This is a genomic window from Kitasatospora sp. NPDC058048 (genome assembly GCF_042885555.1).
GTDB lineage: Bacteria > Actinomycetota > Actinomycetes > Streptomycetales > Streptomycetaceae > Kitasatospora > Kitasatospora lactacystinica.
Genome location: NZ_JBHVRT010000023.1, coordinates 120,561 through 140,338, shown reverse-complemented (window position 1 = coordinate 140,338; position 19,778 = coordinate 120,561). Strand labels below are relative to the sequence as shown.

Here is a 19,778-nt window from a genome sequence, read left to right as displayed (position 1 = left end):
GCGGGGGCCGGCGCGCTCGGGGCTACTCGACGGTGATGTCCTCGTAGGTGAGGGTGACGGTCTCGGTGGCGACGTTGTTGCTGCCGGCGTCGAGGGCCGGGCCGGACCACTGCGACGCCCAGGCGTTGTGGAGGTGGATGCGGCGCACCGTTGCCTTGGTCGGGTCCTTGACGGAGATCGTGATGTTCTGACGGGCCTTCTTGACACGGTTGTCGAGCGACTGCTTCACCCAGTCGGTGAAGGCGGTGTTCCTGTCCATGCCGCGGGTGACCGTGACCTCGCCTGCCTGGCGGGCACCGGGCTGCTTGTGGATCACCAGTTCGCCGGTGGCGGTGACGTAGCGGGCCTCGGTCACGTCCTGGCCGTAGGTCACCGCGCTGACGCTCTGGACGGTCTCGATGTGGAAGTTCCCCATCTCGATCCCGAAGACGTAACTGACGAGCATGTCCGTGGGCTGAGTCATGATTTTGCCCTGGCCTTTCCTTCGGTCGGCAGCGGTGCGTGAGGTCACGTGGTGGCGGGTTGGGGGGCGAGTTGTTGGATGGTGAGCCGGAGGAATTCGGCGGGGCGGACGGGGGCGACGCCGATGTGGCAGGTGAGGATGCCTTGTCGGATCTGGTCGTCGGGGTTGGTGGTCTCGTCGCACTGGACGTAGTAGGCCTCGGCGGGGGTGGTGCCCTTGAGGGCGCCGTGGCGCCACTGTTCGGTGAGGAAGGCGCCGATGTTGCGGCGCAGGGCGGACCAGAGGCGTTCGTCGTTGGGTTCGAAGACGGCCCAGGCGGTGCCGGTGGTGATGGAGTCCTCCAGGAAGCACATCAGGCGGCGGACGCTGATGTAGAGCCAGTCGGAGGCCTGGGTGGAGCCGGCGAGGGTACGGGCCCCCCAGACGACCGGTCCCCGGTCGGGCAGCGTCCTCAGGCAGTTGATCCCCGCCGCATTGAGCTTGCCCTCGTCGGTAGGGCAGCCGTCGTCGCACAGGCCCAGGACCCCGTTGAGGACCTCGTTCGCCGGGGCCTTGAACACCCCGCGCGTGCCGTCCACCCGGGCGTACACACCCGCCACATGTCCCACCGGCGGCACCGCCAGCGGCTGCGCGGCACCGGAGGGATCCGGCACGTACACCCAGGGACGGTAGACCGCCAGGAAGGGACTGGAGACGCCGGGGGCGGGCGCCGCGGACACACTGCGGTCCAGGCTCAGCACGCCCACCCTGTTCGCCATCTTCAGGCAGTGCTCGGCGAGATCCTGCGGGGAGGTCGTGATGCCGGCCCGGCCGAGGACGATCTGCGGAGCGGCCACGATCGCCACGTCCGGCACGGCCTCCAGAGCGGCAAGCCCGGCCTTGAAGTTCTTTGCCAGATCGGCCGCACTGTCACCTTTGACGGGGACGATGACGCACTCGTTCCCACTATTGTCGAAGAAGCCCGTGATGGTGGCGAGCATGGTCTTCTCGTCGCCGAGGACGGCCACGCTCGTGCGCAGGTTCATGAGGGGGTCGGCCAGTGGTTCGTTGTCCGATGCGACCTTCTGCAGGTAGGCCAGGCTGAGCAGCATGAGGGCGACGTACTCCTCGGCCCCGGCCGAGTACGTGCTCTTCAGCGCTGCCAGGCGGCTCTTTGCTTCTGCGGCCACAATGTCGCGGCTCTTTTTATCGAAGTCCTCATCGACCTTGCTTGCCGCGCTTTCTATATTTTTAAGTATGGCGTCTTTCTGTTTGAGGATTCCAGGTTTTCCGGTGATGGCATCAAATGTGCTCTTGAGCTTGGATCTGTCGGCCAGGGCGTGAAACTTTGGATCGCCTGCAGTTGCCTCGACTTCCAGTTCCTCAATGGCATTGAGTGCAGGCTGGAAAGCATCGGCCGGCTCCACATCATTTTTTATCTTCGCTAGCTCCGCATGCTGTGCTGAGCACGTTTCAGCGAGGTCCTTCCTGTGCTCGGTGTCGATCTCCTCGTGCACGTTCCTCGATGCCTCGGTGAGCGCGACAATTGCGGCTTCGAGGTCTGTCATCAGCGTGATGAAGTCGACTCCGTCTTTTTTGAAGAACGCTTCGCGGAGCTGCTCCAGCGAGCGGATGCGGACCGGGGCGAGCGGCGTCCCGTAGGGCGTGGGGCCGAGGAAGGCCGCGGTGCTCGTGCCCGTCGGCACGATGGGGTGGGAGCCGCTGGAGAGCTCGGTGTAGGTGATGCCGGGCGGTGTCGCGCTGCTCATGGCGGACCTCCGCTGTCAGGCGGTGGGTTGGGGGGCGAGTTGTTGGATGGTGAACCGGAGGAATTCGGCGGGGCGGACGGGGGCGACGCCGATGTGGCAGGTGAGGATGCCTTGTCGGATCTGGTCGTCGGGGTTGGTGGTCTCGTCGCACTGGACGTAGTAGGCCTCGGCGGGGGTGGTGCCCTTGAGGGCGCCGTGGCGCCACTGTTCGGTGAGGAAGGCGCCGATGTTGCGGCGCAGGGCGGACCAGAGGCGTTCGTCGTTGGGTTCGAAGACGGCCCAGGCGGTGCCGGTGGTGATGGAGTCCTCCAGGAAGCACATCAGGCGGCGGACGCTGATGTAGAGCCAGTCGGAGGCCTGGGTGGAGCCGGCGAGGGTACGGGCCCCCCAGACGACCTGCCCTCGCCCCGGCAGCGTCCGCAGGCAGTTGATCCCCTTGTCGTTGTACGTGCCGATCTCGGTGGGCGAGTAGGCGTGCAGCAGGCCGATGACTCCGTCGAGGCTCTCGTTCGCGGGGGCCTTGAACACGCCCCGTTCGTCGTCGACCCGGGCGAAGATCCCCGCCAGGTGTCCCACCGGGGGTACTTCTGTGTTCTTTGATGGATCGTAGGGAGCGGGGACGGTGACCCATGGGTGGTAGAGGGCTGCGAAGGGGGCACTGTCCCCGGCCAAGCTCCTGGGATCGGTACCTGTGGCCGGGTCGGTCGCGCTGTCGTCAAGGCTGAGGACGGCGACCCGGTCGCCCATGTCGTGGCAGTGCTTCAGGATCTTTTGGACCTTCGGCTTGTTGCCGTCGCTCAGGGGAAGTTCGGGGGCCGCGACGATCGCGACGTCTGGGCAGCCCTTCAGTACGTCGGCGGAGGTTCCGACGGTGGCGTCCGACGTTGTGTCCAGTTTGACGACGTAGCAGTCGGTGCCACCGTTCTCGAAGAACCCCCGCACCGCCGCGTAGGCGGTCGCCGTGAGCGTCTTTTTGGTGACCGGATAGGCCGTGTCGAACGCGTTCCAGCCGAAGTACCTCGCCTTCTCGATGGTGTCGGTGGGGTTGGTCACTCCGGTGACGAGGAACGCCGCCGTGCTGGTGCCGAGGCCGGTGATCGGGCGGGATCCGCCGGCCAGTTCCATGAAGGTGATCCCTGGCATCGGTGTCGTCATGGTCGTCCTCCTCCTGCGGGAGCGTGTGTGGTGGGTGCCCGGGCCCTTCCGGTGTCCGGCGCCGGTCAGCCGGCGGGTGGGGCGGCGGCGCGGCGGTGGGCGTCGAATTCCTCCGTGTCGATCAGGAGCCCCAGCTTCCGGTATTCGGTCTCCGCGGCGTCGATGAGGTCGTGTGTGGTGAGCGGGTGGCCGCGGGCGGCGGCGCGGTAGGCGGCGGTGACCGCGCACGACCGGATCGATCCGCCCACGAGCGGGAACGCGTCGGCGACCAGATCCAGGTCCAGACCGGGGGCGCGCGGGGCGCGGGGACCCAGGCAGACGTGCCACAGGGCCCGGCGCTGGTCGGCGTCGGGGAAGGGGAAGTGGGTGATGTGGTCCAGGCGCCGGGTGAAGGCGTCGTCGATGTTGGCCGCGAGGTTCGTGGTGAGCACGGCCACGCCGTCGAAGGCCTCGAGGCGCTGGAGGAGGTGCGCGGTCTGGGTGTTGGCGTGGCGGTCGTGGGCGTCCTTGGCCTCGGCGCGTCTGCCGAACAGTGCGTCGGCCTCGTCGAACAGCAGGACGCCGTGCACGTCGGCGGCGGCGGTGAAGACGCGGTCCAGGTTCTTCTCCGTCTCGCCGATGTACTTGTCGACGACCGTGGCCAGGTTGACGACGTAGAGGTCGCCGCCCACGGCGTGCGCCAGGGCCTCGGCGGCCAGCGTCTTGCCCGTGCCGGACGGGCCGCTGAACAGCGCCGTCACGCCGTGGCCCCGCACGCGGCCCGGACGCATGCGCCATCTGCGCAGGACGAGGTCGCGCCGGCGCGCTCGCAGGACCAGGTCGTCGATCTCGGCGCGCGGGCCGGGCGGCAGGACCAGGTCGTCCAGGGTGGCCGCCGGCTCGACCCGACGGGTCAGACGCTCGAGGCCGCCGGGGGTGTGGGCGCGTACGGCCGTATCGACGTCGGTGGCGTCGAGCGGTCGTCCCTCCAGGGAAGCCCGTCGGTCGGCGGAGGTCACCGCCTGTTCGGCCAGTGCCGGGGAGAGTCGGCAATCGGCCCACAGGTGCGCCCTTCCGGCAAGGGGTGTCCCGGCCAGCAGCCGTTCCCACAGCCGGCCGCGTTCCTCCGGGGTCGGGGCGCGCGCGGTGACGTGGAGCGGGACCGGGTCGCCGACATGGTGCTCCCACGGCTCGGAGCCGACCAGGACGAGGGGCGGACCGGTCGAGGTGTCCCGCAGCCCGGTCAGCCTCCGCAGGAGGTGCTCACGCACCGCGGGTGCCTCCTCCGGCGCTCGGAGCGCCTCGACCGGTCCGGCGACCAAGGGGCAGTCGCGCAGCCGCGCCTCGCGCCGGGCCGCGGCCAGTACGCTCTCGGCCCCCTCCGCCGTGCCGACACGGCGCAGGTCGAGGTGGAGAACGGTGCGACCGGAACCGGCGAACGCGGACAGCACCTCCTCCAGCGCGCAACCGCCGGGCTCCTGGCGCACATAGACCAACGGGACCGACGCGCCCGTCGTCGCCACCAGGCCCGACAACGTACGGTCCTGTCCACTGCGGACGGGGGCGGACTTCTCGACCAGCCGTGCGGCCGGGACCAGCGCGTCGTCGAGGTGGTCGTGGCCCGCCAGGAACGCGACCACCCGCTGCGCCGGCCGCAGCGGCCGCGACAGGAACCCGGCGTCCACCGAGTCGGCCGGCTCCACCAGCCCAGCCGACCTCAACGGTGCCGCACCGGACCAGAGTTCGTAGGCGTCGGCCTCCGGGCGTCCGGCCAGGCGAACGGTCAGGGACGGCGTGGCGTCGCCGGGCGGGCCGATGCCCCCGATGGTCCGGTACAGCGCCGCGAAGCGGGATTCCAGGTGCGGAGCCACGACCGCCACCAGGGCGTCCAGCTCCGACGCACTGAGGCCGAAGGCACGTCGGATCCTGCGCAGACGCAGTTCACGTCCCTCCCGCTCGACCTGGTCCGCCCAGGCCTCCACCTGGCCGATGCGGTTGGCGTCGCCCTCCTCCTGCGGCGGCGGTGGTTCGGGCCCGCAGGGTGACGGCCCGGTCCCGGCGCGGATTCCGTCGGCCTGCCGCTCGAGCAGCAGCCCCGCGCGTGTCGCCAGTACCCAAAGATGGGCCTGGAGGTAGCGCACGTCGGCGGTGCGCACTCCGCGGGACTCGGGGGGCGTGTGGTGACCTCGCACAACCATCTGGACTGTCCTCACCATCGAGGGGCCGCGCTCGCCGGCGTAGCGCACGGGCCGTACATCAGGCCTTCGCACCGGTGACTACCTGCTGGGTCATCTCCATCGAGTCAATGAGGACCCTGCCGTCCACGGCCAGGCCGTCGCCCACCGCCACGGCGTGCAGGGTGTAGGTCCGGTCGGCCGTCGGGTACCAACCGGCCGCTGTGAAGGCCATGTCAGGGCCGTTCGTTGGCGTCATGGACACAGTCATGTCCGACAGGTGCACGTTCTTCTCATCGCAGATCCAGGCTCGAACTCCGGTGGCAGGCGCCGGGATCTTTCCCACGACCGAGATCTTCCGCTGCTCTCTGTGTACCTCGGCGTCGCCCCAGGAAGGGGGCGGGAGCTGCACGGTGGTGAGCGCTCTCTGCTCCGACGGCTTGCCGGTCCCGGGCACGGAGGGCGTGAAATCGAGATTCGCCCGCGTGAACCGCTTGCCCTGCGTGATGCCCGATTCGGCCGGCAGCAAGGGAATGATCACCGAGAGGTCCAGGAACGGCCGCGGGCGCACCTGGAGCGCCGTCCACAGCTCGCCGGCGCTCCGCGCGTCCTCCGGCGGCTGATTGAGGCGCAGCAGCGCAGAAATGCCGTACGGGTACGCCGAACCCGAATGTTCGGAGTCGTCCGGGTCGTACAGCGGGAGGCGGTACGTCGACGTGAAGAGCATCAACAGGCTCTGGTACGGCACGTGGATGTCCATCGACAGGTGCTTCTCGGTCAGGCCTGCCTCCGTCAGGAGAATCCCTTCGGGGTCCGCGGCCTCGGCCCGGTGCGAATTGACGGAGATCATGTACGTGAGCTCCGCGTAGCGGGGCGGTTCGATGGACCGGGGCTCCGCGACGTCTCGCCCGTCCAGCCGGACGGTCCCGGCCTGGCGCCGCTGCACCTCCTCCCTGATCCGGTAGAGGAACACGTTCACCACCGGCTTGTCCTGCTGGGTTTCGGCGAAGGCGGTCGGTGTGGCGAGGGAGAGGTACGTTCCCTGGAGCGTCTTGTCCGTGGCCATGAGCCGGGCGAGTGAGAAGTCGACCATCTTGATGGTGATGGGCTTGGGCAGGGCGTTCATGGCGATGGCTCCTCAACGAAGCGGGCCCGGGAAGCAAAAGGTGCGTACCCGGCTCCCGGGCACGCACCACCATGATTCATCCTTAATGTGACATGCCGGGTGCCGCCCGGCAAACGCAGCGAGGACCCCCGCACCGGAGCGCGGTCGGTGGGTCGCGTCCCGGCCGATCTCCCGAACAGCGCGGTCGGTTCGGCCGAGGCACACTGGGGGCTGGGAAACCTGATGGGCGTGCACCGACGCACACGAGCCGCTGTGTCGGGGCGTCATGGAATCACGGATCAGGACCAGGAGGGCGGCATGCCACCCCACTCCGTACCCTGCGGCACGCAATCCTGCCTGCTGTGTGCCGGTCCCGTGGCCGGCGGCCGGCAGGGGACGACCTGCACCGTTTGCCTGTCGAGGCTGCGCCGCGCCCTGGACGAACTACCCTCCCTTTACGTGCAGTTGCACCTGGCGCTGCCTCACGGCACACCGCACAGCCGGCTGGAGCAGGTCGTCGCGCGGGTGCCCTGGAAGAGCCGGGACAGCACCCAGCCCGTGCGGCTGGCGCTGCTCGACCAGTGCGAACGCTGCGTCGGATCGGTGCGGGCGTGGGCCGACCACGCGCTGCCCTGCCGCCCCTCCCTCCTCCCGGAGCGCCCGGGGCCCCAGTTGCAGGCCCTGTGCGAGCACCTGACGGGCAATCTGTCGCGCTGTCTGCGGACGGCCGATGACGGCCGCCACGCCGCGGCGGTGTGGGCCTCGTACGCCCGGGGGCGAACCCTCCTCGGACGGGAGGCACCGCCGGTCCGTCTGGCCGAGCCCTGCCCGGTCTGCGACCTCCGCTCGCTCGCCGTCGCGCAGGACACCGTCCTATGTCGCAGCTGCCGTTCCCGATGGCCGCGCAGTGCCTTCCGGAGCGCGGGATCCGCATGACCGGGTACCGCGTTCGCCCGGCATTCCGATGTGGCAGAGATCGAACCCGGAGGAGATGACCATGCCGAACGGGCCGACCCGTCGAGACCTCGCCGCCGTCGCGGCCGCCGCCGCCGGTGTTCCCCGGTGCCGCCTGCTCACCACCGGGGAGGCGGCTGAGGCGGCCGGTGTCACGGCGGCCTGCATCCGCCAGTGGACGGTCCGCGGTCGTCTGCGGCCGGTGGCCCGCCGGGGCCGGGAGAACCTCTATCGGGAGGACCACGTCCTCTTCGCCGAGCGCGACTGCCGCTCACGGCGGGCGAGTTGACCGCCATCCCCGGCGGCTGCCGGGGATGGCGGTCACGGTGGTCGGCCGGGGCTCAGGATCCCGGCGGCACCGTGCTCCACTGCTGGGAGCGCGCCCCGTCGTACATCCGCAGGGCGACGGCGCTGCCGAGCCTCGTGCCGCCGGTGAGGGCGAGGTCGGGGTGGGTGGCGGGGGAGATCCTGACCTTGCCCTGCCCCACGTTCCGTACGGTCCACTGCTGGTTCATGTCGTTCTGGTCGCAGGGCCGGAGCGTGACGGGGCCGCGGGAGCCGTTCGGCGCGGTCAGGCAGGTGCCCGTCGCCTTGTTCTTGACGAGCTGCTTCCCGGCGACGGTGCTCAGGCTCCACTGCTGGCGGTCGTTGTTGCGCTCGGGGGTGGCCACGATGACCCGGCCGCCGCGGCCGGCCTCCAGGTTCCTGGCCGAGTCGTCGCCCCGTGGCCAGACCCGGAGCTGGTTCCAGGTGTCGGTCTGTTTGGACGGTTGCGTCGTCTGCTGCGGGGCTTGGGATCCGGCCGTTCCGGTGGCTGCCGTCGCCAGGCCGGGCGTGCCGCCCAGCAGGACGGCGGTGATGGCTGCGGTCGCGATGCGCTTCGCAGGAGACATGGTTGTCACTCTCATGTGTTTTCCCTTGTGGGGTGTCCGAGAGGCGTGCGGGTTCCTCGGCGGATTGCGCCGGAAGCCCTGCGGGTCACGGGGCCGTGGGCCGGTGGGCACGGAGATGCCCCGTACCCACCCGACCAGGCTAGCCAGAGGTCGGTCCGTCCGCAGCTCCGAGGAAACGTGCAGGTCACGGGCGTGCCGCGGGCGTCGGAGGGCCTGCCGGGGGCGGGGGTCGCCCGGGGGGCCACTACTTCACGGACCGCATGGACCACTGCTGGTTGTCCTGCGCCGCGTAGATCCGCAGGAGGGCTGTGTTGCTGCCGGCCTGGGTGCCCCCGGTGAGGGCGAGGCGGGGGTGGGCCTTCGGTGAGATCGCCACCTGGCCGGCCGTCACGTAGTGCACGTCCCACCGCTGGTTCGGGTTGTTCCTGTCGCAGGCCCGGACGGTGACGGCGTCCAGGGTGTCGTCCGGCGCGGTCAGGCAGGTGCCCGTCGCCCTGTTCTCGATGAGCGGCAGTCCGCCGGTGTTGCTCAGGCTCCACTGCTGGCGTGCGCTCTCGGGGTCGACGACGGCCACGACGGCCCTGCCGGCGCTGTCGACGTCCAGGTTCCTGGCCGGGAGGTTGAGCGGGTAGATCTTGAACTGGTGCCATTCGCCGGTCAGTTGGGATGGCAGTGCGGTCTGCGGGGTGGCGGCCGTGGCCAGGCCTGGGGTGGCGCCCAGCAGGACGGCGGTGACGGCCGCGGTCGCGATGCGCTTGGCAGGAGACATGGTTGTCACTCTCATGGGGGTTTCCCTTGTGAGGTGGTCCGAGAGGTGCGCGGGCTCTTCCGCGGATGACGCCGGAAACCCTGTGGGTCCCTGTGGGTCGCTGTGGCTCGCACCGGCCGCTGGGCCTCCGGGGCCCGGTGGGCACGGCGATGCTTCGCACCCACCCGACGACCAGGCTAGCCAGAGGTCCGTCCGCCCGCAGCTTCGGGTGAATGCGCAGGTCACGGCCGTGCGGGCGGGGTGAGCCGGGGCACTGTACGGCGGGTTGCGCGGCGGCGCACGTCCGGACGGCCCTGCCGACCGGCCGGAAACGCGGGGCCGCCGCCCGGCGCGGTGCGCGGGCGGCGGCCGTGGAGCGGGCGCGGTGTCAGGAGCAGCTGCTGAACGTCGCGCTGGTGTTGGCGATGTAGAGGGTGGCGCCGGCGGTGGGGTCGGAGGCGAGCGGGACGGTGATGGTGTCCTCGGCGGTCCACGGGATGCCGTGGGCGTCGAAGGTCCAGGTGCCGGTGACCTTGCGGGCGACCTTGGCGAGCGTCACCCAGCCGTACTCCTGGGTCGGGACGGTGACGGTCACGCTGTTGTTGACGCTCCGCGACCCGTGCCATTCGTTGGTGTAGTGCAGGGTGGAGCTGACCGTCCCGGTCAGGACGTTGCCGGGGGCGGCGGCGGACATCTGGGTGCCCATGTCGGCGCCGATGCTGTTGGACCAGCCGCTGTCGTCGGTGACCGCGAAGGACTGCTGGACGGCGCTGCTGGTGTTGTTGAACCAGACCGCGGAGGCGCAGGCGCGCGGCAGCGGCGCGGCCGGGGCCTCGCTCTTGGTGGCCCAGGAGCAGCTGGAGGGGTCCTTCTGGCACTGCTTGGCGCCGTGGTCGACGGCCAGGTTGCGGGCGGCCTGGGCGAAGCCGGTGGACCACTGCTGGTTGACGGTGCCGTTGCAGCTGTACTGGTCGGTCCAGGCGTCGTCGTAGTTGCCGCCGAGCAGCAGGTCCAGGCAGGTGTTGTCACCGGCGTGGCGGATCATGAACGAGTCCGCGCCGCCGGCCGCCGCGGGCTGGAAGTACCAGCGCTGGCTGGCCTGCCCGGCGCAGCTCTGCTGGCGCAGCGCCGGGGTGAAGAAGGCCAGGTCGATGCACTTGCCGGTGTCGTTGTTGACGATGGTGAAGGAGGAGTCGGACGGGTCGACGTTCAGCCGCCAGGACTGGTGGTAGCCGGGGGCGGAGTTGGTGACGATGTAGGCGCCGTCGCCCATGTTGCCGTTCTGGACGTCGAGTTGGCGCCCGTTGCTGAGCGACTTGATGGTCAGGCACTGCTGCGGCGAGGCGCAGGCGGCGAGCGGGGCCGGCGCGGCCTCCGGGGTGGCCGCGGCGGCGCGGGCGGGCGCGGCGGTCAGGCCCAGGGCGGCGCAACAGGTCACCAGGAGGGCCGCGAACAGGCGCAGCCAGGGCGCCGTACGGCCGGGGGTCGTGGTGGGCAAGGGGTTTCCTTTCGTCGGGGGAGAGGTGCGGGGCCCGGGCTCAGGGCGCGGCGGCGAAGGCCGCCTCCAGGCGCGGGACGTAGTCCGCGAGGTCCTGCGCCCAGCAGCCCGCGGTGTGGCCGCCGTGGCAGTCGGCGCCCCAGCCGGTGCCGTCGCCGTAGCCGACGTAGCGGTACGGCAGGCCGAGCGCGTCCAGGCGCTGCTTGAGGCGCTTGGCGGTGCCCTCGGCCCAGAACTCCATGTCGGCGGGGTTGTTGTTGCCGTTGCCGGTGTAGACGGCGATGCCGGTGTGCTCCAGCAGGCCCGCGCGCGCGACGGGGTCGGCGGCGTTCCAGCGCCAGTCGGCGTTGAACACCGGGTACGGGGTGCCGAAGATCGCGTCGCTGGAGACGGTGGGGCCGAAGTCCAGGCCGCAGGGGTGGCCGTCGCTGGGGCCGCAGAGCACGGTGCCGGCGTTGGTGAGGGTGGCGACCACGGCGCCGCGGATGATCATCTCGTCGGTGGAGAGGTCGTTGGCGCCGGACATGGTGAGGACCTGGCCGAACAGGTCGGGGCGGTCCTGGGCGTAGTGCAGGGCGCCGAAGCCGCCCATGGACAGCCCGCCGACGGCCCGGTGGGCGCGGTCGGTGCGGGTGCGCAGGTTGGCGTCGACGAACGGCAGGACCTGGGTGAGGTGGAAGGTCTCCCAGTTCTGGGCGCCGGCGGCGGTGTTCTGGTCGAGCCAGTCGGTGTACCAGCCGCGCAGGCCGCCGTCCGGGATGACGGTGATCATCGACTGGGCGGCGGTCAGCGCGGGGTAGGCCAGGGCCGGGTCGCTCGGGTTGTCCGAGGCGCCGTGCAGGAAGTACAGCACCGGGTAGCGCTTGTCCGGCCGCTGCGCGTAGTCGGCGGGCAGCAGGATGCGGATGGTGTGCGGCCCGGCGACCTTCGCCGTGGTGACGGTGATGACGAAGTTGGTGGCGGTGCCGGTGGCGGCGCCGACCTGGGTCAGCCCGAAGCCGTCGGTCAGCGGCGGCGGCGCGTCGGTGTCGGCCCGTACGGCGACCTCGGCGCGTACGGCGGGTGCCGCGGGTGCTGCGGGCGCCGCGGGCGCCGCTGCGGCGGAGGCCGCGGGCGTCGCGGCGAGCGGGAGCAGGCAGGCGGCCAGGGCGGCGAGTGCCGCGCGGGCGCGCCGGAGCCGGGCAGGGGGCATGGGCGTCCTCGACCTTCAGCGACCTTTGGCGAGCTTCGGTGATCCTCGGTGATCTGACTGATCGCCGACAACTCTTGCCAGTGGCCCCGCCCCGGCGCCAGGGCCCCCGGCGGCGCACCTGGGCCACTGGCGCATGTGCGCCGCAGGGGTGGGTAGGTTCCCCTGAATCTGCCCTGGACATGACACAGTGGCGGGACGCGATGACTGGGGGGCGTCGTGCACGACGTGCTGGAACCGGACTCCGAACGCGGCCGCGTCTACCACGGCCTGGTCGGCCGGCCACGGGCCCGCGTGCCCGAACTCGCCCGCGAGAGCGGCCTGGACGAGGACGCCGTCCTGGCCGTCCTGCGCGACCTCGCCGACGAGGGCGTCGCGGTGGCCTTCGACACCACCGACAGCGCCGACGACCGCGACCACGCCTGGGAGGCGCTGCCACCCGCCCGGGTGGTGGAAGCAGTGCTGCAGCACGACGCGCTGCGCCAGGCCACCGCCCGCCGGGCCGGCGCCGAACTGGAACGGCTCTACCGCTTCGCCCGCCGCGACACCGGCAGCTACGGCGCCCTGGAGGTGGTCGAGGACCCCGCCGAGGTACTGGCCGCCAGCCGCCGCCTCCAACTCGCGGCCCGCCACCAGCTACGGGTCATCGACGTGCCGCCGTACTCCGGCAGCCCCGCCCACTACCTCGACCAGGAGGTGCTGCAGCGCCGCCGGATGGCCGCGGGCGTCAACTACCGGGTGATCTACCAGGGCTGCGCGTTCCAGGACCCGGTGGTCGGGCCCAACATGGCCCGGATGATCGAGGCGGGGGAGCAGGCCCGCACCCTGGACGAGCCGCCGCTCAAACTCGCGATCGGCGACGACGACCTGGCCATCGTCACCCTGCCCGCCGACGACGGGCCGGGGGTGGTGTCACTGCTGATCCGGCCCTCCGGGCTGCTGAACGCGCTCACGGCGGTGTTCGAGACGCTGTGGCGCCTGGCCGTGCCCGCGTCGATGGCCGAGGTCGACCTGCGGATCGACGAACGCGACCGGCGGATCCTCACGTTGATGGCGGGAGGCGCCACGGACGACGCCATCGCCCGCCGGCTGGGGCTGGGGCGGCGCACCGTGGTGCGCCGGGTGTCGACCCTGCTGGCGCACCTGGGCGCCACCACCCGGTTCCAGGCGGGGGTGCAGGCAGCCCGGCGGGGGTGGCTCTGACCGGCGGGGGCGAAGTGCTGCTCGGCACGGTTTGGAGTGGGAAGTCGGGCCGGCCGACTTTTCGTGCGGGGGTGGGTGGCGGGGGTGAGTGGGGTCGGATTCGGGTGCGGCGCCTTGGTGTGGCTTGGCGCGAGAATCCGGGCCGATCGACTTCTCGTGCGGGTGTGGGCGGCGCGGCGGGGGGTGGGCGTGAGTGGGGCCGGCTTCGGGTGTGGCTGCTCGGTGTAGTTCGGCGTGAGAAGTCGGACCGGCCGACTTCTCACGTGGGGTAGTGGTCGTGTCTGCCTGTGGAGCGGCCCGGCGATGCGGCGGCGTCCGGGCCGGATGGCTAGCGGGCCGTGTCCGCCCAGCTGATGCGGATCTCGCGGTCGCCGAGCGGGAGGGCGAGGACGGGGGCGTCGGCGAGGTCGCGGACGATGTCGCGCCGGGCGCAGGGGCCGGTGAGGCGGCGCTCCAGGGCGTAGTGCTGGAAGCGGGACATCGGCAGGTGGCAGACCGAGGCCCAGATCCGTTCGAGGGCATCGGCGTTGAGGGTGTGGACAGCGGGCGGGCGGTGGCCCGGGACCTCCACGCGGATGTCGTGATCGGCCCTCACGCGGCCACCTCGCACCAGACGATCTTGCCGATCGGTTGACGCGGGGAGCAACCCGTCTCCTTGGCCAGGGACTTGACGAGGTGCAGGCCGCGCCCGGCCTCGCCGTCGAGGGTGAGGGCGCGCAGGACGGGCTCGCGATCCTGCCGGGCGTCGTGCACTTCGATGCGCAGGCAGGTGGGGTCGGGGGTGAAGTCCGGGTCGAAGTCGAGGTCGAGGGAGAGGTAGATGCGGTGCCCCGGCGGGGTGCCGTGCAGGAGGGCGTTGGTCACGAGCTCCGAGACGATCAGAAGCCCCGAGTCGAGGAACTGATTCCCGTTCGGGGCGGAGGCGAGGAACGAGGCGAGAAGGGAACGCCCCTCGGAGGGGGCGCGGCGGCTGCGCGGCAGCCAGGTGGTGGAGGAGTGGGAGGACACGGCGAATGCACCTTCCAAACACGCGAGTGGAGTTGACCGGGCCGCGGAAGCGGCGACCCGTACGCGTCCATCAGGGAGCGCCCATCAGGGCGTGGCGTAGCAGCGTGCCATGCATGTCACGCATAGCCACCATTTCGTTACGCAAAGCATGGAGCATGTGGATGTCGCACCGCAAGACATGTCAACCAAAAGTGAAAACTTTCAGATCTGATGGCAAGGTGCACCCTCTACGCTTCAGTCAGTGGTGGCGAACCGTCACCACTCGCATGCACACTGGTGTCTGAACGTTCTGGAGGGTTACGTAGATGGCTGTCGCAGTGCCAGCTGTGCGGTATCGGCGCATCGCCGCTGAACTGAGGAGGCTTCGCGAGCTGAAGAGCTTGTCGGCCGAAGAGGTGGTCGCCCAGGTCGACGGCGTCAACCTGGTGAAGCTCAGCAGGTACGAGAACGCGCGCGTCCAGCTGAAGCCTGATGTCGTCCGAGCTCTGCTCGACTTCTACGAGTGCGACGAGGAGCTCAAGGACGTCCTCGTAGAAATCCTCCGGGACAAGCGCCGTCCCGGCTGGATGGCGGGCTACGAGCAGCTGAACCCGCTCTACACGGACCTGATTCGCCTTGAAGAGACGGCCGTGGGCAACAAGTCCTATCAGTCCGCCTATATCCCGGGCTTGCTTCAGACGCGGCAGTACGCTCACGCCATCATCGCCAGCGGCGTGATAAACAACTCCAGCGTCGAAGAGCGCGTCGAGGTCCGGATCAACAGGCAGTCAGTTCTCACTCGATCCGAGAACCCACTGAAACTGTGGGCCGTGATCCACGAGGCGGCCCTCACCATGAGTGCCGCGCCGGGCGTGATGATCGACCAGCTGGACAAGCTGGTGCAGTTCAGCCAACTCCCCAACATCAAGGTTCAGATCATGCCGGCCATGGCACCGCCGCATCCCGGGATGACAGGGCCTTTCGCACTCCTGGAGTTTCGGCAGCGTGATCTCGACCTGGTTCTGCTCAGCGGGATGCTCAGCAGTGACTGGGTTGAGGATCCGGATCAAGTCGACATCTACCGAGAGGCGTTCGACGAGATCATGGCAACCGCCATGTCGCTCGACGAGTCGCGCAACCTCATCACACAGAAGAGAGAAATGCTCAAGTGACCCACTTCTCTGTCGCCTCCGCACTCCCTGTTCAGTGGAGGAAGGCAACCGCCAGCAACCCGAACGATGACTGCGTCGAAGTGGCCGAGGGCATCACCGGCATCGTTCCGGTCCGCGACAGCAAGGACCCCCACGGGCCGGCCCTCGGCTTTGCCCCGGAGGCGTGGCGGTCGTTCGTTGCGGGTATCCAGGCCAACGACTTCCCGGCCGGATCCTGAAGCGCTTTTTTGCCGGGCGGCCTCGCGGAGCACGCGAGGCCGCCCGGTCTGCTTGCGGTATCCGGGCCGGTGACTTCCCGGCCAATCCCTGAAGTGCTTTGCCGGGCAGGCCCGCGTGCTCTGCGGGACCACCTGCCTGGCAGTGCACGCCCTCTTGCCCGAGAGCGCACGGCATCCACCCCGGACGTCCGAGGCGGCGGGGAGCGCTCACCGTCTGCGGCAGACTGGCCGAATTCGGGCCTTTCGGGAGGGTGTGTGCTGCTGCTCGACCTCGACACGGTGTCTCCCCGTGAGCGTGTGGACGCTTTCCACCATGCGTTGACGGATTCGCTGGTGCCGAACGACGTCTTCCACGAGGAGCCGGAGACCGGCATCCACGCGCGCATGGAACTCTGGCGCGTCGGCGGCCTGGACCTCTTCGCGACCCGGAACTCGGGCTTCGAGGTGCGGCGGACGGCCCAGCACGTGCGTCACCACCGGAGCAGCCCCATCGTCTCGGTCTCGCTCCAGCCCGTGGGCGTCCACCGGGCCGAGGTCGCCGGCCGGCGGACGCTCCTCGGCGCCGACGACATCTGCGTCTTCCACGAGCTGTCGCCCCGCGTGTACGGCTGGTCCGGCGACGGCGCCTCCCAGGCCGTCATGTTCGACATGGACCGCCTGGGCGTGCCGGTCGAGGACGTGGCGCGGGCCTCCCAGCAACTGCGCTCCAGCCCGCTCCACGGCCTGGTGCTGCAGCACCTGCGGGGCCTGTGGCACGATCCCGGCCGACTGGAGGCCGATCCCGGCGCGCAAGCCCTGGGGTCCGCCACGACGGAACTCGTCCGCGCGCTGCTCCTGTCGGCCGCGCACGCCGAGGAGAGCGTCGAGGTCAGGTCGACGATGGACGACACCCTGCTCACGCGGGTCCTCGCCTACGCGCGCTCCCACCTCGCGGACCGCGACCTGACGCCGGAGCGGATCGCGGCCGAGCACGCCGTCTCGGTCCGCCGGCTCTACACACTGCTCAGCGGGGCGGGCATCAGCCTGGAGCAGTGGCTGATCGAGGAGCGGCTCGGCAAGGCCCGGCGCATGCTGGCCTCCCCGCGCTACGACCGCCTGACCGTCGCCGCGGTCTCCGCCCGGTGCGGGTTCAGCAGCCCGAGCCACTTCAGCCGCCGCTTCCAGGCGGCCTGCGGGGTGTCCCCGAGCGAGTGGCGGCGGCTCGGCGGCGCCGTCCCCGTGGACGACCCCGGGTGACCTCACGTCCGCGCGGGCCCGGGTGACGTCACGTCCGCGCGGGCCCGCGCGACGTCACGCGTGCAGGGCGGTGTGCAGGGCGTCCGTGATCTGGATGCGCGCCGCCCCGGACGCCTCCGTGCCGCGGAGCCGGTCGAACAGCACGAACCCGTGGATCGTCCCGTGATAGCGGGCCGACACCACCGGGACGTCCGCCTGCCGCAGCCGCGCCGCGTACGCCTCGCCCTCGTCCCGCAGGACGTCGGCCTCCGCGGTGATGACCAGCGCCGGCGGCAGCCCCACCAGGCTCTCCACGGGCGCGCGCAGCGGTGAGACGGCGCCCCGCACGCGGTCCCGCGGGTCCGGCGCGTACTGCTGCCAGTACTCCCGCATGGCGGCGCGGCTGAGGAAGTACCCCTCGGCGAACCGGCGGTAGGACGGGGTGTCCATCGCCGCGTCCGTCACCGGGCACACCAGCACCTGGTGGCGCAGGCGCGGGCCGCCGCGCGCCCGCGCGAGGAGGGTGAGCGCGGCCGCGTGCTGGGCACCCGCGCTGGCGCCGACCACCGCGATCCTGCTTCCGTCGAGCCGGCAGCCCGCGCCGTGCCCGGCGATCCACCGGGCCACGGCGTATGCCCGCTCGACGGCATCCGGGTGGCGGGCGTGCTCCGGCCCGTCGTACTCGGGCACCACCACGGCCGCGTCCGCCCCGAGCACCAGGTCCACCAGCAGCTGCTGGTGCGCGTGGGCGTCGGTCAGCATCCAGCCGAGCCCGTGCAGGTAGAGCACCACCGGCAGCGGCTCGCAGGCCCCCGCGGGACGCAGGATCCGCACCCGGATGCGGCCGCCGTCCCCGCGCCCGCCGTCCCCGCGCCCGCCGTCCCCGCGCCCGCCGTCCCCGCGCCCGCCGTCCCCGCGCCCGCCGTCCCCGCCGGGCACGGCCAGCCACTCCTCCTCGACCTCGGGCTCCTCGCGGCCGCCGCCGTCCCACAGCGCCGCCATCCGCTCCCTCGCCGTGGGGCCGCCGGCCCGCGGGGGAGCCGGCCACGGGCAGGACTCGACGAAGGCACGCGTCTGCCGCCCGAGGACGGGTGCCACCCGGGGAACGTGGACGTCTTCGGGCACGAGTACTCCTCCTGGTTCACCGCCCGCTCACCACGGACCGGGGGATCAGCCTGGGGCAGTCGCGCACCGGATGCACGAGGGCCCGGGCAACCCCGCAGGCACGGGCAAGAGCCGTGCACCGTGGGGCATCGCGGCGGTGACACGGTGGTCCGGGGACGAGCGGGACCGGAACCGATCCGGGCACCAGGGCCGATCCCGGCGCGCGGGAAGCCGCCGGATCCCGGCCGATCCCGCCCCGCCGGCCCCGCGCCGCACCGGGACGACCACGAATGAGGACTGCCATGACCGAACAACGGCGGCGAGCCCCCCTCGGCAGTGCCGCGCTGCGACAGCTGATCGAGGAACTCGCGGAGTCGCTCGGCCGGTCCGTGGCCGTGGCCGACTCCTTGGTCCGGGGCGTCCGCGCCAGCCGGCACTTCGGCGACGCGGACCGGGCCCGCGTCCACAGCCTCCTCCAGGGACGGGCGAGCGGCGACGTCTCCCGCCACGTCCTCGACCAGGGAGTCACCCGCTGGCCCCGGCCGGGGTTCCTGCAGGGCCGGGACGATCTCGGACTGCAACCCCGCTACTGCGTACCGCTGCGCGAACGCGGCCACTTCCTCGGCCTGCTGATGGTCATCGCCCCGGACGCCACCCTGGCCCCGGAGGAGACCGAGGCCATCGCCCGGGCCACGCCCGCCATCGTCGGCCAGCTGTACGCCGACCACCTCCTGGCCGACGCCGAGCGGGCCAGGGAACAGGAACTCCTGCTGTCGCTGCTGGACCCGGATCCCGCCACCCGCGCCGGGTCCCGCCATCGGATCCTGGACGACGGGCTGCTCCCGGACGCCCCCCACGCGGTGGTCAGCGTCGTGCAGGCGGTGCGCTGCCAGGCGTCACCCGGGCAGGTGGCGGCCGCGCTCTCCGGCGCGCTGGAGGGATTCCGGCGCACCCGGTCGGCCCACGGCGCCTTCGCGGTCGCCCCGGACCGGGTCGTCCTGCTGCAACTCGCCGACCGGCCGCTGGAAACCGAAGCACTGCGGGAGCAGTCCCGGCACATCCTGGACATCCTCGGCACCCGCCTGGACGCCTCGGCCGCTCCCGTCATCGGCATCGGCGGCCACCACAGCGGCCTCTCCTGCGCCCGGGCCTCCTACGAACAGGCGCTCGTCGCGGTGCGCGCGGCACGCCGGATACCCGCCCTGAACGACATCGGTTCCTGGGAGGAACTCGGCGAACTCGCCGTGCTCCTGCAACTGCCCGACCACGCCCTGAACACGTCACTCCTCCCGAAGCCGCTGCACACCCTGCTGGAATCCAGCGGAGGCCACCGCCTGGCGGAGACCCTGCGCTGCTTCCTCGACCACGCCGGATCGACGACCAGGACCGCCGACGCCCTGCGGATCCACCGCACCTCGCTGCACTACCGGCTGCGGCAGATCCAGGAGATCACCGGGTTCGACCTGGACAGCGGAGCGGACCGCATGACCCTGCACCTGGGCCTGCGCATCCGGGACCTCCTCGTCTCCCTCGGCACGGCCGGCGAGCCCGCCACCACCGCCGGCCGGGGCACCGCCGCTGCCCGGACACCTTCCGCCGCACCGCAGGACCGGGCCCGGCGCACGGCGAACGTCCACCCGGCACACCAGGTCCCGCCGCAGCGCACCCGCACCGCCCGCGAGCGCACCGCCCTGCCCGTCACGGCCGACGGCCACGGACGGGTCGAAGCCGCCTAGCGTTTCACTGGCAGGTCGCAGCCCTTGCGGTCGGCCGCGTACTGCTCGTCGCTCGGGACACCGTAGGCCCCCTCCAGATAGCCCTGGACCAGGGCGACGCAGGCCGCCTCGGTGCCGGTCGGTATCGTGCCGGGGTCCTGGGCGACGGCGGTCCCGGCGCGTCGGCGCCGCGCGCAGCCCCCGCGGGCGCCTCGGCGGGCGAGCGATTCGTTCAAGACCCCGCCCCAACCACCCGCC

General features: G+C 71.4%; 20 protein-coding genes. 7 read left to right on the top strand and 13 right to left on the bottom strand.

Going from position 1 to position 19,778, the window contains the following annotated elements:
• Window positions 1–22 precede the first annotated feature (22 nt).
• The 5 genes from ACFVVA_RS24265 to ACFVVA_RS24245 form a co-directional block, all read right to left on the bottom strand.
• Window positions 23–463, bottom strand: a complete 441-nt coding sequence (locus ACFVVA_RS24265; protein WP_387692542.1) for a phage tail protein — start codon at window positions 461–463, stop codon at window positions 23–25.
• 44 nt (window positions 464–507) lie between these two features.
• The gene (locus ACFVVA_RS24260) at window positions 508–2,211 is read right to left on the bottom strand and encodes a phage tail sheath C-terminal domain-containing protein (RefSeq protein ID WP_387692540.1); all 1,704 of its coding nucleotides are present in this window, start codon (window positions 2,209–2,211) and stop codon (window positions 508–510) included.
• A 15-nt stretch (window positions 2,212–2,226) separates the two neighbouring features.
• Entirely contained in the window at window positions 2,227–3,366 is a 1,140-nt protein-coding gene (locus tag ACFVVA_RS24255) for a phage tail sheath family protein (protein ID WP_387692538.1), read from the bottom strand.
• Between the two features lie 65 nt (window positions 3,367–3,431).
• Window positions 3,432–5,543: an ATP-binding protein gene (locus ACFVVA_RS24250; protein WP_387692536.1), complete on the bottom strand. Its 2,112-nt coding sequence runs from the start codon at window positions 5,541–5,543 to the stop codon at window positions 3,432–3,434.
• A gap of 58 nt (window positions 5,544–5,601) precedes the next feature.
• Entirely contained in the window at window positions 5,602–6,645 is a 1,044-nt protein-coding gene (locus ACFVVA_RS24245) for a Pvc16 family protein (RefSeq protein ID WP_387692534.1), read from the bottom strand.
• A gap of 438 nt (window positions 6,646–7,083) precedes the next feature.
• Between ACFVVA_RS24245 and ACFVVA_RS24240 the strand changes: the two genes are divergently transcribed.
• Window positions 7,084–7,560 carry a hypothetical protein gene (locus ACFVVA_RS24240; RefSeq protein ID WP_387692532.1) on the top strand — a complete coding sequence of 159 codons (477 nt, stop codon included), beginning with the start codon at window positions 7,084–7,086 and terminating at the stop codon, window positions 7,558–7,560.
• Window positions 7,561–7,621: 61 nt separating this feature from the next.
• Window positions 7,622–7,867, top strand: coding sequence for a MerR family transcriptional regulator (locus ACFVVA_RS24235; RefSeq protein WP_387692530.1), 246 nt, complete (start codon window positions 7,622–7,624; stop codon window positions 7,865–7,867).
• 52 nt (window positions 7,868–7,919) lie between these two features.
• Here the strand turns inward: ACFVVA_RS24235 and ACFVVA_RS24230 are convergent, their stop codons facing one another.
• The 4 genes from ACFVVA_RS24230 to ACFVVA_RS24215 all read right to left on the bottom strand — a co-directional run bounded on the left by ACFVVA_RS24230 (window position 7,920) and on the right by ACFVVA_RS24215 (window position 11,909).
• Window positions 7,920–8,471, bottom strand: coding sequence for a ricin-type beta-trefoil lectin domain protein (locus ACFVVA_RS24230; RefSeq protein WP_387692528.1), 552 nt, complete (start codon window positions 8,469–8,471; stop codon window positions 7,920–7,922).
• Between the two features lie 244 nt (window positions 8,472–8,715).
• Window positions 8,716–9,240, bottom strand: coding sequence for an RICIN domain-containing protein (locus ACFVVA_RS24225; protein WP_387692526.1), 525 nt, complete (start codon window positions 9,238–9,240; stop codon window positions 8,716–8,718).
• Between the two features lie 367 nt (window positions 9,241–9,607).
• Window positions 9,608–10,717 (bottom strand): RICIN domain-containing protein, encoded by a 1,110-nt coding sequence (locus ACFVVA_RS24220; protein WP_387692524.1) that lies wholly within the window; start codon window positions 10,715–10,717, stop codon window positions 9,608–9,610.
• Window positions 10,718–10,757: 40 nt separating this feature from the next.
• Window positions 10,758–11,909 (bottom strand): alpha/beta hydrolase, encoded by a 1,152-nt coding sequence (locus ACFVVA_RS24215; RefSeq protein ID WP_387692522.1) that lies wholly within the window; start codon window positions 11,907–11,909, stop codon window positions 10,758–10,760.
• 216 nt (window positions 11,910–12,125) lie between these two features.
• On the opposite strand from ACFVVA_RS24215, the gene ACFVVA_RS24210 reads away from it, so the two are divergent.
• Complete coding sequence (locus tag ACFVVA_RS24210) at window positions 12,126–13,109, top strand: hypothetical protein (protein WP_387692520.1); 984 nt, start codon at window positions 12,126–12,128, stop codon at window positions 13,107–13,109.
• 328 nt (window positions 13,110–13,437) lie between these two features.
• Here the strand turns inward: ACFVVA_RS24210 and ACFVVA_RS24205 are convergent, their stop codons facing one another.
• Together ACFVVA_RS24205 and ACFVVA_RS24200 are read right to left on the bottom strand one after the other, a co-directional pair.
• Window positions 13,438–13,704 carry a hypothetical protein gene (locus tag ACFVVA_RS24205; RefSeq protein ID WP_387692518.1) on the bottom strand — a complete coding sequence of 89 codons (267 nt, stop codon included), beginning with the start codon at window positions 13,702–13,704 and terminating at the stop codon, window positions 13,438–13,440.
• Complete coding sequence (locus tag ACFVVA_RS24200) at window positions 13,701–14,117, bottom strand: ATP-binding protein (RefSeq protein WP_387692517.1); 417 nt, start codon at window positions 14,115–14,117, stop codon at window positions 13,701–13,703. Before ACFVVA_RS24200 ends, ACFVVA_RS24205 begins: the two co-directional genes overlap by 4 nt.
• 305 nt (window positions 14,118–14,422) lie before the next feature.
• Here ACFVVA_RS24200 and ACFVVA_RS24195 point away from each other — a divergent pair, with 305 nt between their 5' ends.
• From ACFVVA_RS24195 to ACFVVA_RS24185, 3 genes are all read left to right on the top strand, one after another.
• Window positions 14,423–15,268 carry a helix-turn-helix domain-containing protein gene (locus tag ACFVVA_RS24195; protein ID WP_387692515.1) on the top strand — a complete coding sequence of 282 codons (846 nt, stop codon included), beginning with the start codon at window positions 14,423–14,425 and terminating at the stop codon, window positions 15,266–15,268.
• The gene (locus ACFVVA_RS24190) at window positions 15,265–15,486 is read left to right on the top strand and encodes a DUF397 domain-containing protein (RefSeq protein ID WP_387692513.1); all 222 of its coding nucleotides are present in this window, start codon (window positions 15,265–15,267) and stop codon (window positions 15,484–15,486) included. The genes ACFVVA_RS24195 and ACFVVA_RS24190 overlap by 4 nt, the downstream gene beginning before the upstream one ends.
• Window positions 15,487–15,741: 255 nt before the next feature.
• Window positions 15,742–16,722, top strand: coding sequence for a helix-turn-helix domain-containing protein (locus ACFVVA_RS24185; protein WP_387692511.1), 981 nt, complete (start codon window positions 15,742–15,744; stop codon window positions 16,720–16,722).
• Between the two features lie 54 nt (window positions 16,723–16,776).
• Here ACFVVA_RS24185 and ACFVVA_RS24180 read toward each other — a convergent pair whose 3' ends face one another.
• The gene (locus ACFVVA_RS24180) at window positions 16,777–17,826 is read right to left on the bottom strand and encodes an alpha/beta hydrolase (RefSeq protein ID WP_387692509.1); all 1,050 of its coding nucleotides are present in this window, start codon (window positions 17,824–17,826) and stop codon (window positions 16,777–16,779) included.
• A gap of 281 nt (window positions 17,827–18,107) precedes the next feature.
• Here ACFVVA_RS24180 and ACFVVA_RS24175 point away from each other — a divergent pair, with 281 nt between their 5' ends.
• Entirely contained in the window at window positions 18,108–19,541 is a 1,434-nt protein-coding gene (locus tag ACFVVA_RS24175; RefSeq protein WP_387692507.1) for a PucR family transcriptional regulator, read from the top strand.
• On the opposite strand, the gene ACFVVA_RS24170 is transcribed toward ACFVVA_RS24175, so the two are convergent.
• Window positions 19,538–19,756 carry a hypothetical protein gene (locus ACFVVA_RS24170; RefSeq protein ID WP_387692505.1) on the bottom strand — a complete coding sequence of 73 codons (219 nt, stop codon included), beginning with the start codon at window positions 19,754–19,756 and terminating at the stop codon, window positions 19,538–19,540. The two genes, ACFVVA_RS24175 and ACFVVA_RS24170, sit on opposite strands and share 4 nt — an antisense overlap.
• Window positions 19,757–19,778 lie beyond the last annotated feature (22 nt).

Excerpts from the sequence above, each read along its gene's own strand:
- ACFVVA_RS24265 (WP_387692542.1), bottom strand. The coding sequence starts at position 463 with ATGACTCAGCCCACGGACATGCTCGTCAGTTACGTCTTCGGGATCGAG.
- ACFVVA_RS24260 (WP_387692540.1), bottom strand. The coding sequence starts at position 2,211 with ATGAGCAGCGCGACACCGCCCGGCATCACCTACACCGAGCTCTCCAGC.
- ACFVVA_RS24255 (WP_387692538.1), bottom strand. The coding sequence starts at position 3,366 with ATGACGACACCGATGCCAGGGATCACCTTCATGGAACTGGCCGGCGGA.
- ACFVVA_RS24250 (WP_387692536.1), bottom strand. The coding sequence starts at position 5,543 with ATGGTTGTGCGAGGTCACCACACGCCCCCCGAGTCCCGCGGAGTGCGC.
- ACFVVA_RS24245 (WP_387692534.1), bottom strand. The coding sequence starts at position 6,645 with ATGAACGCCCTGCCCAAGCCCATCACCATCAAGATGGTCGACTTCTCA.
- ACFVVA_RS24235 (WP_387692530.1), top strand. The coding sequence starts at position 7,622 with ATGCCGAACGGGCCGACCCGTCGAGACCTCGCCGCCGTCGCGGCCGCC.
- ACFVVA_RS24230 (WP_387692528.1), bottom strand. The coding sequence starts at position 8,471 with ATGTCTCCTGCGAAGCGCATCGCGACCGCAGCCATCACCGCCGTCCTG.
- ACFVVA_RS24225 (WP_387692526.1), bottom strand. The coding sequence starts at position 9,240 with ATGTCTCCTGCCAAGCGCATCGCGACCGCGGCCGTCACCGCCGTCCTG.
- ACFVVA_RS24215 (WP_387692522.1), bottom strand. The coding sequence starts at position 11,909 with ATGCCCCCTGCCCGGCTCCGGCGCGCCCGCGCGGCACTCGCCGCCCTG.
- ACFVVA_RS24195 (WP_387692515.1), top strand. The coding sequence starts at position 14,423 with ATGGCTGTCGCAGTGCCAGCTGTGCGGTATCGGCGCATCGCCGCTGAA.
- ACFVVA_RS24175 (WP_387692507.1), top strand. The coding sequence starts at position 18,108 with ATGACCGAACAACGGCGGCGAGCCCCCCTCGGCAGTGCCGCGCTGCGA.